The organism is Bacillus sp. JJ634, assembly GCF_036962285.1.
Lineage (GTDB): Bacteria > Bacillota > Bacilli > Bacillales > DSM-1321 > Peribacillus > Peribacillus asahii_A.
The window spans coordinates 1-13,395 of the sequence record NZ_JBALMU010000079.1; the positions used below are offsets into that span (position 1 = coordinate 1).

Sequence of the window (13,395 nt, forward strand, 5' to 3'; positions counted from 1 at the left end):
ACCATATATAATATAATGTGCAACATTATAGACAAATGTTGATTTTAAGTATCTAATGTACAATCACCTGTCTTTAATATTACAGAGTAACCCTTCATTTTTTTATTTTTCTTGCATCACTTTTTTCAAATCATCTTGCACACTTTCTTCAGCCAATTCTACATTAGAACGATAAGCAGCGCGACAAATCACATGGGCTGCAACAGGAGCCGTTAGGAATACGAAGAAGATTCCAAGAAGTAAACGGACACTAAAAATGCCCTCTGTAATCCAGAAATAGAGCAACGTCCCAAATAAGACACAAAGTACACCAAGCGTCGCACTTTTTGATGCTGCATGGGAACGCGTGTACACATCGGGTAATCGAATTAATCCAATTGCACTTAAAAAAGCGAACACCGTTCCGATAAAAATCAAAATAACCGCTATCGCTTCAATCGGCAGGCTTACGTTCAATGACCACACCTCTTTCAATAAACCTAGCAAAGGCCACCGTTCCAACAAACGAGAGAATGCCGATTAACAGAATGATTTCTAAAAAAGCTGACGTTCTAAGCAAGACAGCAAAAATTGCTACTCCAGCAAGTAAATTGATACCAATCGCATCCAATGCCTGCACTCTATCGGGCATCGAAGGTCCCTTAATAACCCGATAAAGAGTAAGTAAAATAGAGAGGATTAACAAAAACAACGAACTCATTAAAACTAATTCCACCATTTGCGTGTTACCCCCTTAATGGCCTTTTCGAATTTATGTTGTGATCGATAAACTGCATCACTTGATTCAGGAATGTCCATCGCATGAATATAAAAGACCTTCCCATCCTGAGATACTTCCAAAACGACAGAACCAGGAGTCAATGTTAAGAGCAGAGCAAGTAAAGTTATTTCCAACTCTCCTTCTAAATCTGTTTTTAGCGTAATAATTCCGGGCGTAATATCAATCTTTGGCCGTAACACTTGCCGCATAACAAGGAGACTTGATGTAATCAATTCGTAAATAAAGACAAGGAACAATTTGAATACAGCCACAAGGCTGCTAAGATAAAAAGGTTTAGCAAAAAAGTGACGTAAAATCCATAAAACAATTAATCCGATTAAATAGCCGCTGAAAAAAGTCAATATGCTTAATTCATCTTGGAGAAACATCCACAGGGCAGCAAGAAATAAATTAATTAATACTTGGATGGACAATGAACTCCCCCCTTTCAATCATATATCATATAAAGTAGAACTCTAAGGCATTGGATTTCCTCCTAATACAGCTTCAATATAAAGTTCAGGACGTAATAAGCCTTCTGCTGCCATACTCACATATTCATGAATTCCCTCTGCACCAAAGCCTAATGCAACAGTAGCAGCAAGGAGACATCCCATAGGGAACATTAATCCTTTTGTAGTTCCCTTCTCCATATCCTCACTCAAAAGCGTTTCTCCCCAAAAACCATTCATAAAAATCTTCATAACCGAATACAAAACTAGCAAGCTTGTTAACAGACCTATGCCGCCTAACCAAAAATAGCTCGCTTCAAACGTGCCTTTTGTAATCAATACTTTACCAATAAAACCACTCAAAGGCGGTATACCTGCTAGTGATAGAGCAGCGATAAAGAACATCCAGCCTACATAGGGATGTGTGCGAATTAATCCGCTCATGTCTTTCAAATTACTTGTACCTGTTAAATGAATCATCGTCCCCCCTAGAAGAAAGATGAGGGCTTTAATAATGATGTCATGGATAAGATAGTATATGGAGCCAGTAATCGCCGTTGATGTAAAAGCAGCCAAGCCAGACATAATCAGCCCAACTCCGACAATTACGTTATACGCTAATATTTTTTTAATATCCCAATAAGCGATTGCTCCAAATGCACCAAGCACCATCGTTAATCCCCCTAGTATCCCAATGATTAAATGGGTAACTTGAGGTTCATGATAAAATACGAGCGTAAACATTCGAAAGATCGCATACATCCCGACCTTTGTGAGCAATGCTGCAAAAACCGCTGCAACCGCTGTAGGGGGAGCACTGTAAGAACCCGGCAGCCAAAAGAACAAGAATAGCGCTGCCTTCAGGCTGAATACGATTAAAAATAAAATAGCAACGGTAGTCATCAAGCCATCTTGCCCAACCTCTGCTATACGTACAGATAGATGAGCTAAATTCAACGTGCCTGTCATCGCATATAAATAAGCAACGGCAAGCAAAAAGAGAAAAGACGAAATGATATTCACAAGAACATATTTAATAGACTCTCGAAGTTGTATCCTCGTTCCTCCTAAAGATAAAAGGACATAAGAAGAAATTAACATCACTTCAAAGCAGACGAATAAGTTGAATATATCCCCTGTCAAAAATGACCCATTAATACCTGTAAGAAGGAACAAGAACATCGGGTAAAAATAGTAGGATTCCCTCTCCTTTCCAATCGAACTGAACGCATATATTAAACAACAAAAGGCAACAAAACTTGTTGTAGTAAGCAGTAATACAGCAAACATGTCCGCTACCATGCTCACTCCAAAAGGAGCTTGCCAGCCGCCCAATTGCAGCGTTTGCATACCATGCTCTTTAATTTGAGTCATCAAATAAATTGATGTACTCCCAACAGCTGCAATGGCAATAAGACTCATCCACCGCTGAAATTGAATGTTTTTCCTGAATATTACCAATATCATCCCCATTATTAATGGGATAATGATTGGCAAAATCACAATATTATTCATCCGCATTACCCCTCATTTGACCCACATCATCAGTACCCACAAGTTTATACGCGCGATAACTTAGCACTAAAAACAAAGCCGTTACGGCAAAGTTAATCACAATTGCTGTTAAAATAAGGGCTTGTGGCAGGGCATCCGTATAGGATGTATTTTTCAAACCTAATAGCGGAGGCCCCCCTGTCTTGAGTCCCCCCATTGTTAAAATGAGCAGATGGACTGCATGACTGATAATAGAAGTTCCTAATATGATTCTTAATAAGCCTTTAGCCAAAATTAAATATGTGCCAATCATAAACAATATCCCAACAAGGAAAGACATTAACGTTTCCATCTTTATCGATCCTCACTTATGCTTAAAATAGTCGTAACAGACGTTCCAATAACAGCTAACGCAACCCCGACATCAAAAAGAACAGCCGTTGCAAGCTCTGTCTTCCCAAAGATAGGAAGATTGAAATAGTCAAATGTATGACTTAAAAATGGAGCATCGAAAAAAAATGACCCTACTCCCGTTAGTACCGCAAGCAAAACGCCAATTGCTGCAACTACTTTAAAATCTACACCAATATTGGCACGTACCGTTTCAATATCAAAAGCAAGAAATAAAAGCGTCAATGCGGAGGCAATCGCTAGCCCGCCGATAAATCCACCACCTGGATTGTGATGTCCCGAGAAAAAAAGATGAAACGAGAAGGCAAGGATAATCGGTACAGCCACTTTCGTGACAGCATGTAAAATAATGTCATTAGGCTTCTTCATGCTTAATCCCTCCCCGCTAATCGAAGTTTAATTAATGTGTACACTCCAAGGCTAGCAATACATAAAACAAATATTTCTAGCATTGTATCAATACCCCTGAAATCAACCAGGATAGCATTTACTATGTTTTTAGCACCTGCAAGATCGTAAGAATTCTCAAAGTAGCTTGAGATTGGTTCAAAAAGCCTTGTGCTATTGGCAGACAATGCGATGATGGTAACAATTACTCCCACTCCAATAGAAATGATTAAATTAGTTAATTTAAATCGCATCCGAACCGTTTCTTTTCGAAATTCTGGCAGGTGGTAGAAACACAATAAAAATAGAGCAACTGTCACCGTTTCAACAACCAATTGAGTCAGAGCTAAATCAGGTGCACGGAAGATGACAAACAGCATAGATACAAGATAGCCAAGCACCCCAACAGCAATGATGGCTGTCAGCCTGGATTTAGCTAACGGAACGGTAATTGCCGCAATAATCATCCCGACAACTACTCCTCCTTCGTATAGACTAATAGGAGCATCATTTGAAATATCCATCGCGATTCCATCAAATAACCAAAGAGAACCACCAAGCATAACAATCAGCACTGCAAAAATGTACACAACATAATCTCTAATAAAACCAGTCATATATCGATTTGTGGATCCTTGGGAAAACCTCTCCATCTTCTCAATCGCAAAATCATATCCAGCATTGAGCGTCCACCTTTGAGAAAACAGGCCGTATACCCCGGACCACTTTTTCAAATAGATGTACATGAAGGTTCCCAGTCCTACAATCCCCAACGTCATAAATAACTCTGTATTCCAACCGTGCCAAGCACTAATCTTCACATCAATGCCACCGCTTTGAGCAAAGATTGGTAAAATAGCAATTAACGCAGGTTGTAATAAATAATGGGAAAGCACATTTGGGAAAAAGAAAATAAGAATGACGAGCGAGGCTAGTAGAATAGGCGAAATCAACATACCTAACGGAGCTTCATGCGCTGCCTTCTCTAATTTGCTCGGTTGATACCTTCCCATAAATGTTTTGAACAGTAAAATCATGCAGTAAATAAATGTAAATACACTAGCAATCCACGCAATCGTTGGGAAGAGTAAGCCGAATGTATTCATGCTAAATATGTTCATTTGAGAGGCATTCAAGACACCTGTAAAAAACATCTCCTTACTCAAAAATCCATTAAATGGGGGTAACCCCGCCATAGCAAAGCTTCCAATGATGGTTAGTGTAAAGGAGATTGGCATAAGCCCCATCAAACCGCCCAGTTTTCGAATATCACGGGTCCCTGTTTCATGGTCAATAATACCAACGACCATAAACAGACTGCCTTTAAATGTAGAGTGATTAATTAAGTGGAAGATGGCTGCTAAAATGGCCGCTGCATAGACCGTTGCCTCATCTCCATACCCGAAATAAAGAGCCGCAGATCCCAAGCCAAGCAGACACATAATTAGTCCTAATTGACTAATGGTCGAATAAGCTAATAACGCTTTTAAATCCGTTTGTTTAACCGCATTGATAGAACCGTACAACAAAGTGATGAGCCCTATACTTGAGATTACCCAAAACCATTCCGCATTTCCGCCAAAGATGGGCGTAAACCGAGCTACTAAATAAATACCAGCCTTCACCATTGTCGCAGAGTGCAGATAAGCACTAATTGGTGTGGGTGCTTCCATGGCATCTGGCAGCCAAATGCTAAATGGAAACTGGGCAGATTTCGTAAAAGCGCCTAATAGAATTAAAAGCATTGCAGGAAGGAATAAAGAATGTGCAGTAATGACGTCTACTTGATTGAACATCTCTCGCAGGCTATACGTTTCTGTTATCATGGATAGCATGATAAAACCAGCAAGCATCGCCAAACCACCGAATATTGTAATAAGCATAGATTTTTGAGCACCATAGCGAGATTTTTTCCGCTGGTACCAATACGCAATTAACAAGAACGAGGAGATACTAGTCATTTCCCAAAATACATATAAAACTAAAACATTATCAGTAAAAACAACTCCAAGCATCGCTCCCATGAATAACAGCAAATACACATAGAAGTTATGAAGGGATTCACGGTGTTTGGACATATAGTAAATGGAGTAAAGAACAACTAATGTACCGATTCCAGTAATTAAAAGTCCAAAAATAAGCCCCAACCCATCCATATAAGTTGTATAATTAATTCCTAAAGACGGCATCCACGGTACGGAGTGATAGACAGTCTTTCCGTCAGCAATGGCAGGGATATATTTTAGAAGAGATAAGAATAATACAAGCGGCACAATGAATACAAACCACCCTGTATGAATTCGAGGTGTAAAGAATTTATATAGAAATGGTACAAATAGCGCAAAGATAAATGGCATTACAATCATGATGTGTAACCAAGACAATCAGGCTCCCTCCTTATTCTTTATAAATTTAATTGACTGCAGCCGAACCATAAGCTATAGTCATACATAGTCTAACGATACTTACTAACTTGTTTCATTCCCATCTATTTATTGAGGTGAACTAAATCATGAAGAAGATCAAAGGACGCATGGATGAGAGCATCCTCGTCTGCGTTTATTATGGACCAAATGGCGAACGCCTCATTCAACGTGGCTGTAAGATTGCGAGCATGCTTGACTGCCCGCTCTATATCCTAACGATTGATCCAAAGCCTTTCGATGAATTGGATGCAGAAAAATCATTTTATATTACGAGATGGCAACAATTAGCTGAACAGCATAACGCTGAAGAATTCATTATTAAAGATAATGAAAAACGATCCGTTACCAAAGTAATCGCTGAAGTGGCAAGAGAAAAACATATTACACAAATCGTTCTGGGGCAAACAGCGCAAAGCCGCTGGGAACAAATCACAAAAGAATCAGTGATTAACTCCTTATTACGTGAGATTCCATTTATTGACCTTCATATCATATCTGTGTCTCGTTCACTTAAAGATCAGGAAGGACATTTTGAAAAAGGGGTACGTGCGTATCTTATTAAAGAAAATGATCAATACCGACTTACTTTCAACCATACAAAGAATGTTGAGTTTGAAGGAATTTTCTTTAAGGAACTCGGCACAGATTTTAATAACGGAATATTCAAGTTCATGAAAAATAAAGAAACACTGCAAGTTCATGTTATAGAAGACTACGTTAAAGATTTAACAAATGTTAACGTGACTGCTACGCTCGAAACCTATAATGATGAACAATAACTACTTATACGAGCAATCCTCTAGAAACCTTCACAAGTTCATACTTGTGGAGGTTTTTATTATGAGTTAAATAGTTTTATCACCATTCGCTATAAATTGACGTCTACTCTAATTAAATGTTCCTCATTCTTTTCAATCCCTAAATAACGCAATGTTTCTGCAGGGGAATGATGATGATAAATCGACATTAAGATTGAAATCGCAATGCCCTTTCGATACGCATGATAGCCAAATGTTTTCCTTAAAGTATGTGTTCCAATCTTCCCTGGAATTCCGACTTCTTTGGCAGCATGATTAATAATTCGATAAGCCTGCTGGCGTGTAATCGGTTGATTATTTTTCTTAGATTTAAACAAATAATCACTGCTGGTAAAATTCCACCGTGCCAAATATTTTTCGAGAACATCTCTCACATTATTATTTAAATAATACGCCTTTACCTCTTCATGCTTAGTGTCGCGAATACGGAGAAATTCTTTAATATGAGAATCCTCCCAAACATCATCCACCTTTAAAGCCAGTAACTCACTCACTCTGATTCCCGTATTAATACCTAATACGAAAAGCAAAAGATCTCTTTGTGATTGCTGTTGCAAAATTTGTTTAATCGCATTAATACTCTCGATGTCTTTTATAGGATCGACATACTCCACACCATTTCCTCCTACAATCTAATGTTACTTAATTATTATATTAACAAATACTATGTAACATTACAATTTTAACGTTCTTTTAGTTTTTGCATTTTTATTATATCTAAAGCATAAAATGAACAACGTTATCTAACAAATTCTCAAAAAATAATGCCTATAAGTAAAAAAAGCCGGAAACTTTAAAGTTTCCAGCTTTTTGATTATTATTTAAAAAACACTTTATCAATATTATATTTCGCTTGATATTCATTAATGATGTACGTTTCATAAATCTCACGTTCCATCGGGGACTCGACGACGCAAACATCAATTTGGTAAACTTCCTTTCGATGATGTTTCATCGGTGAAACTTGGTCTTCAAAATGTCTTTTAATTCTTTGTCTAAGCTTTCGAGCTTTTCCAACAAAAAGGAGCTCGCCTGCTTCATTATAAAACATGAAGATGCCGCCTTTATCTCTTGGAATTTGATGAAAATCAATAAATCCATAAATATCCTTAATTACCGGCTCATCTGCTGTTCGCACTTGTTTTCGCTGTGTAATTGTAATGTCTGCTTCAGGTATTTCAATGTGAATCACCATTCGTCACTTCCTCTATTTAAGTAAAGCTAAATACTATCATATTTATACTTGAAAAGCTATTCAGCATAAAGAAAGCCTTTATTTTTCAACATGTAAGAAGTCTAAAGCTCGCTTCGCCTTCTCTCTCGCTTCTTCTACTGTTTCAGCCGTCGATAACGCTACAGCAACACGACGACCTATCTTCGTAACCGGTTTAGCGAATACACGAACTTGTGTGTTCGGAACAGATAAAGCTTGGTCTACTCCAGTAATTGAATAATCCTCGTATTCTTCATCTGACTTAAGCGGACGGCTCGCTCCCGGTGTAATAAGTGTAATTTCGGGAATAGGGAATCCTAAAATCGCTCGCACATGCAGGGCAAATTCAGATAAGTTTTGCGTCACAAGCGTCACAAGACCTGTATCATGCGGGCGCGGTGATACCTCACTGAAATACACCTTTTCTCCAGAAAGGAATAATTCAACACCAAATAAACCAAATCCACTTAGCTCATCTGTAATCGTCTTCGCAATTCGCTTCGCTTCTTCAATTTGCTGTTCTGTCATATTATGAGGCTGCCAAGATTCAATATAATCGCCGCCTTTTTGAACGTGACCGATCGGAGCACAGAAATTCGTACCATTTACTGAACGAACTGTTAACAATGTAATCTCAGAATCGAAGTGAATAAACTCTTCAATAATCACACGGCCATTTTGTACGCGTCCGCCTTCCATCGCAATTTCCCAAGACTTAGCAAGTTCCGCTTCAGATGCACATACACTTTGCCCTTTTCCGGATGAACTCATTAATGGTTTCACAACGCACGGAAAACCAATTTCTTGCGCTCCTTGCACGAATTCTTCATATGTATCGGCAAATCGATAGCCAGCCGTTGGAAGACCTAATGTTTCAGCCGCTAAACGGCGAATTCCTTCCCGATCCATCGTTAACTTCGCTGCACGTGCGGTTGGAATGACACGAAATCCCTCATCCTCTAGCTTCAATAATTCTGAAGTCGCAATGGCCTCGATTTCCGGAACAATTAAATCTGGTTTTTCTCTTTCAACGATTTCACGAATTTTCTCTCCATCTAACATATCAACCACATAACTCCGATGAGCAACCTGCATGGCTGGAGCTTGTTCATAGCGATCCACCGCAATGGTTTCCACACCAAGACGCTGCGCTTCAATAGCAACCTCTTTCCCAAGCTCCCCTGACCCTAACAGTAACACTTTCTTTGTTTTAAACATCTGCACTTCTCCTCTCGTCTTTCTCATCATTATATACGAACTATTAGTCTGATAAAACAATATTTTATTCGCTAATATTTCATTCTTTCACTGAATAAATCACAACGGAATATAAAATCACCATTTTTCACGAATATTACCCAAACAAAAAAACGATTCCCCTCAAACAAGAATCGCTGTCTCCATTTAAAAGTTAATTTCAATTTTCTTCCCTTGTTCGAAGACGGTTCCGTTAGTATTTACCGTATCACTAGTAAATATGTGTATACCTTGCAATGTTGATTGGGCTTGGTCATTTAAGATAAACCCAATATCCCCCCGCTTCACATCTCCACCTACGAACGTCCCCTTCATCTCTTCTAAAAACAAATTATCTTTTTCGGTTTTCTGCTCACCATCGGTCGTTTCTAAACGAGTAACCGGGGTGAACTGTACCGTATCACTTGATGTATTATGAATTTCGACACTGATTTTTATCATATCAAATCCTTGTTTCTTCGTATAAGCTTGAAAGAAATCCATCATGCTATCGTCAGGTACAACACGAATGACTTTCACATCTCTAATCATAACTTCAATAGGACCAACTACAATAGGTGCAATTTCTGTTGCTTTTGCAAGCAATGTAAGCTCACCCTTAGAATCTGTAATACTTTGCCCCACTTCCGTTACATGTAAATCATCTGGGATATGCCGATTCGGAATGAACCATTCTTCATTTTCAACAAACGTTTGTGCCAATGCCGTTTCTTCTTGATTGCGCGGCGCTTCAGGAGCATAGAGGTAAATACAGCTGATGATGACTATCATTAAAAATCCACTGATGAACCTTTTAAGCACTGAATCATCTCCCGTTCGTTATAAACTAACTAACAACAAAGATTTCTCCCCTTCTTTCCTATAATATAAAGGAGAATTATTAATCTCTTGTTAAGAACGGTCGATTTCTTTGTAAAAGAACATCATTTTTCATCATGAAGTAGAGCTTCTATCAGAGGGGGGCTTACTGCTCGTTACATGCGGAATAACAACATAAAAAAGCTGTTCCAAACTCAGGAACAGCTTTTTTGTTATTTCTCATACACGCAATCATTGACCACTTTACTAATACCTTCCTTGCCACTGTCCCCCATGATGATGGCCTCCTCCATGCCAATGACCTCCTCCATGATGTCCCCCATGCCAGTGACCTCCGTGCCAATGACCTCCTCCATGATGTCCCCCATGCCAGTGACCTCCGCCGTGCCAATGACCGCCTGGCCAATAACCTGTTTGCCATGTTCCCGGCCAATAGCCGCCTTGCCCCATCCCTTGCCAATTAACTCCTTGAGGATACCATGGAGATCTTTCATCTATATTCATCATTTTTCCCCCTTCATTATCATACTTCCCCTGCTAAAATATGATAATGAAGAAAAATAGTGATTAAAGCTGAAGGGGAATTTAATCATATAAAAGTACTTTAAAACATTTCAGAAATGGTCTTTCCTTGCATATGCTGAATCAAATAATCTGGACCGCCTGCTTTTGAATCTGTCCCTGACATATTAAATCCACCAAAGGGTTGGTAACCAACAATCGCACCCGTGCACCCTCTATTAATATATAAATTTCCAACATGAAAATCTTCACGTGCTTTTTCAATATGAGAACGATTATTCGAAATAACAGCACCCGTTAAGCCATACTCCGTATTATTCGCAATTTCCAGCGCATGAGCAAAATCACGCGCCTTACAGAAAGCAACTACAGGTCCGAAAATTTCCTCCTGCATAATACGTGCATGTTCTTCTACATGAGCGAATATAGTAGGCTGAATAAACCATCCTTCTCTATCATCCCCCTTGCCTCCAATCATTAACTTCCCTTCCTGTTTCCCTATTTCGATATAACTCATAACTTTATCAAAAGCCGCTTGGTCATTCATCGGTCCCATAAAATTTTCTTGATAAGCTGGATCACCAACCATTAACTTCTTCGTTAATTCAACAGCGCGCTTTAAAACCGTATCATACACATCCGCCACAACAACCGCCCGTGAGCAAGCTGAACATTTCTGACCTGAGAATCCGAATGCAGAGGCAACAATCGATTGCGCCGCAAGCTCTAAGTCTGCTTCTTTATCGACAACAATCGTATCCTTCCCTCCCATTTCCGCAATGACACGCTTCAACCAAATTTGACTATCCTGCACTTTCGATGCTCGTTCAAAAATACGAACCCCCACATCACGTGAACCCGTAAAACTAATAAAACGCGTGCTTGGATGATCCACCAAATAATCTCCTACTTCTGCCCCACTTCCCGGAATAAAGTTCACAACACCAGCGGGAAGACCCGCTTCTTCAAGCACTTCAATAAACTTGGCTGCAATAACTGGAGTTGTACTAGCTGGTTTCAATAAGACCGTATTGCCTGATACAACAGCCGCCGTTGTCATCCCTGCCATAATTGCAAAAGCAAAATTCCATGGTGAAATAATAACGCCTACTCCGAGTGGAATATAGGCAAAACGATTAAATTCAGATGGACGACTTTCTACCGGAATCCCATCCTTCAGCTTCAACATTTGCCGCCCGTAATATTCCATAAAGTCAATTCCTTCTGCTGTATCCGCATCTGCTTCATTCCATGGTTTTCCCGCCTCTTTCACTAACCATGCTGAAAATTCATGCTTGCGACGCCGAACAATTGCAGCCGCACGAAAAAGAATATCCGCTCTCATCTCTGGCTTTGTCTTACGCCATGTTTTAAATGTTTCCGCAGCTATTTGCATCGCATTTTCTGCAAGTTGCTTATTTGCTTTTGACACATTGCCTATAACCTGGCTATGATTAGCTGGATTAACCGAAATAATTTTTTCTTTTGTTGAAATTCGCTCTCCCCCAATAATTAACGGATACTCTTGACCGAGACACGCCCCCACCTTCGCTAGACTTGTTATGAAAGCATCTTTATTTTCTTGTAAAGAAAAATCAGTAAATGGTTCATGTTTATAGGAAAATACCATATCTTCATTCCTCCTCTTATTTCATCCAATTCTTCATCACAAACCAAACATTAGCCGGCCTTTCAGCTAAGCGCCTCATATAGTAACCGAACCAATCCTTCCCATACGGTACATAGACGCGTACTGTATATCCTTCACTTGCCAATTTCTTTTGCAGATCTTCGCGAATGCCAAAAAGCATTTGAAACTCAAATTGATCTCTTTTTATCTCTTTTTCTCTTACAAACTCTTTCACTTGATGAATAATCTGTTCGTCATGACTAGCTACCGCTGTATAATGTCCATTTAACAAATGCTGTTTAATAATTTTTAAATAATTCTTATCTACATCCACTTTCTTTGGAAAAGCCACTTCAGGTGATTCTTTATAAGCCCCTTTCACAAGACGAAGGTTGGCACTGATTTGACCCAAGTCTCGTAGGTCTTGTTCCGTTCGATATAAATAAGCTTGTAAAACAAGACCTACTCCGTCATACATCTTCCGCAATCGCTTAAAGAGATCAATCGCTTGTTGACAATGTGCATAATCCTCCATATCAATCCGAACAAAAATCCGATACTCACTCGCTTTATTTAGAATATGACACATCTGTTCAAAACATAAATCATCACTTATATCTAATCCAAGCGATGTCAACTTAACAGATAAATGGGAAGGAACATTTGCTTCAGCAATTGCCTCTAACGCTTTCAAACACATATAAGCAGATTGCCTTGCCTCTGCTTCACTTTTTACAAATTCGCCCAAATGATCTAATGTCGCTACTCGCCCGTCTTCATGTAACACCCGTACTTGTGTAATTGCTTGTTCAATAGATAATCCTGCCACAAATTTTTGCGCACCTAGGTGCAACCCATATTTCGCAGCCCACTTATTCACGCGTTTATTTCTCGCTAAAAATTGAAAGAAGTTCCTCATTATCGCGTCCATTTCAATTCCTCCATTACGGTGAAAAGTGTTACAGCCACCCCTCTTATATTCATTATATTTTCCATACTTAAGCTTTTATTCTTTTTAAATAATAACTCTACAAGATTAACAAAAAAAACGAATATCAACGTTTATATCATACGAAAGAACTAACATAATTGATTTTGCTGTTTCCCTTTCTATACTTTCATGCTACAATATTCCTAACAAAACATGTCAAATAATATTACATATTGTTTTTTGAATATTCATAATAAAAGAAACGAAAGTCAACA

15 protein-coding genes are annotated in these 13,395 nt (G+C 38.9%); 1 reads left to right on the forward strand and 14 read right to left on the reverse strand.

Annotated elements, in window-relative coordinates:
- Positions 1-102 precede the first annotated feature (102 nt).
- The 7 genes from mnhG to V7068_RS13170 are packed head-to-tail and all read right to left on the reverse strand — an operon-like array spanning position 103 to position 5,888.
- Positions 103-456, reverse strand: a complete 354-nt coding sequence (gene mnhG / locus V7068_RS13140; RefSeq protein WP_402922262.1) for a monovalent cation/H(+) antiporter subunit G — start codon at positions 454-456, stop codon at positions 103-105.
- Complete coding sequence (locus tag V7068_RS13145; protein WP_375350981.1) at positions 434-718, reverse strand: Na(+)/H(+) antiporter subunit F1; 285 nt, start codon at positions 716-718, stop codon at positions 434-436. Before V7068_RS13145 ends, mnhG begins: the two co-directional genes overlap by 23 nt.
- Positions 706-1,194, reverse strand: coding sequence for a Na+/H+ antiporter subunit E (locus tag V7068_RS13150; RefSeq protein WP_499713166.1), 489 nt, complete (start codon positions 1,192-1,194; stop codon positions 706-708). The genes V7068_RS13145 and V7068_RS13150 overlap by 13 nt, the downstream gene beginning before the upstream one ends.
- A gap of 42 nt (positions 1,195-1,236) precedes the next feature.
- Positions 1,237-2,727: a Na+/H+ antiporter subunit D gene (locus V7068_RS13155; RefSeq protein WP_499713167.1), complete on the reverse strand. Its 1,491-nt coding sequence runs from the start codon at positions 2,725-2,727 to the stop codon at positions 1,237-1,239.
- Complete coding sequence (locus V7068_RS13160) at positions 2,720-3,058, reverse strand: Na(+)/H(+) antiporter subunit C (RefSeq protein WP_127761857.1); 339 nt, start codon at positions 3,056-3,058, stop codon at positions 2,720-2,722. Before V7068_RS13160 ends, V7068_RS13155 begins: the two co-directional genes overlap by 8 nt.
- A gap of 2 nt (positions 3,059-3,060) precedes the next feature.
- On the reverse strand, positions 3,061-3,486 hold the full coding sequence (locus tag V7068_RS13165) for a Na(+)/H(+) antiporter subunit B (protein WP_127761858.1): 426 nt from the start codon (positions 3,484-3,486) through the stop codon (positions 3,061-3,063).
- A 2-nt stretch (positions 3,487-3,488) separates the two neighbouring features.
- Positions 3,489-5,888, reverse strand: coding sequence for a Na+/H+ antiporter subunit A (locus tag V7068_RS13170; RefSeq protein ID WP_499713168.1), 2,400 nt, complete (start codon positions 5,886-5,888; stop codon positions 3,489-3,491).
- Between the two features lie 128 nt (positions 5,889-6,016).
- On the opposite strand from V7068_RS13170, the gene V7068_RS13175 reads away from it, so the two are divergent.
- On the forward strand, positions 6,017-6,709 hold the full coding sequence (locus V7068_RS13175; RefSeq protein ID WP_499713169.1) for a universal stress protein: 693 nt from the start codon (positions 6,017-6,019) through the stop codon (positions 6,707-6,709).
- Positions 6,710-6,798: 89 nt separating this feature from the next.
- Here the strand turns inward: V7068_RS13175 and V7068_RS13180 are convergent, their stop codons facing one another.
- The 7 genes from V7068_RS13180 to V7068_RS13210 form a co-directional block, all read right to left on the reverse strand.
- Positions 6,799-7,362, reverse strand: coding sequence for a tyrosine-type recombinase/integrase (locus V7068_RS13180; protein ID WP_499713170.1), 564 nt, complete (start codon positions 7,360-7,362; stop codon positions 6,799-6,801).
- Positions 7,363-7,565: 203 nt separating this feature from the next.
- Positions 7,566-7,940, reverse strand: coding sequence for a nucleotide excision repair endonuclease (locus V7068_RS13185; protein ID WP_252282660.1), 375 nt, complete (start codon positions 7,938-7,940; stop codon positions 7,566-7,568).
- Positions 7,941-8,021: 81 nt separating this feature from the next.
- Positions 8,022-9,179 carry a phosphoribosylglycinamide formyltransferase 2 gene (gene purT, locus V7068_RS13190; RefSeq protein WP_499713171.1) on the reverse strand — a complete coding sequence of 386 codons (1,158 nt, stop codon included), beginning with the start codon at positions 9,177-9,179 and terminating at the stop codon, positions 8,022-8,024.
- Positions 9,180-9,365: 186 nt separating this feature from the next.
- Positions 9,366-10,019: a hypothetical protein gene (locus tag V7068_RS13195; protein ID WP_499713172.1), complete on the reverse strand. Its 654-nt coding sequence runs from the start codon at positions 10,017-10,019 to the stop codon at positions 9,366-9,368.
- A 264-nt stretch (positions 10,020-10,283) separates the two neighbouring features.
- Positions 10,284-10,541 carry a hypothetical protein gene (locus V7068_RS13200; protein ID WP_499713173.1) on the reverse strand — a complete coding sequence of 86 codons (258 nt, stop codon included), beginning with the start codon at positions 10,539-10,541 and terminating at the stop codon, positions 10,284-10,286.
- A 100-nt stretch (positions 10,542-10,641) separates the two neighbouring features.
- Complete coding sequence (pruA, locus tag V7068_RS13205; protein ID WP_499713174.1) at positions 10,642-12,189, reverse strand: L-glutamate gamma-semialdehyde dehydrogenase; 1,548 nt, start codon at positions 12,187-12,189, stop codon at positions 10,642-10,644.
- A gap of 16 nt (positions 12,190-12,205) precedes the next feature.
- Positions 12,206-13,120 (reverse strand): proline dehydrogenase family protein, encoded by a 915-nt coding sequence (locus tag V7068_RS13210; RefSeq protein ID WP_499713175.1) that lies wholly within the window; start codon positions 13,118-13,120, stop codon positions 12,206-12,208.
- Between the last annotated feature and the right edge of the window lie 275 nt (positions 13,121-13,395).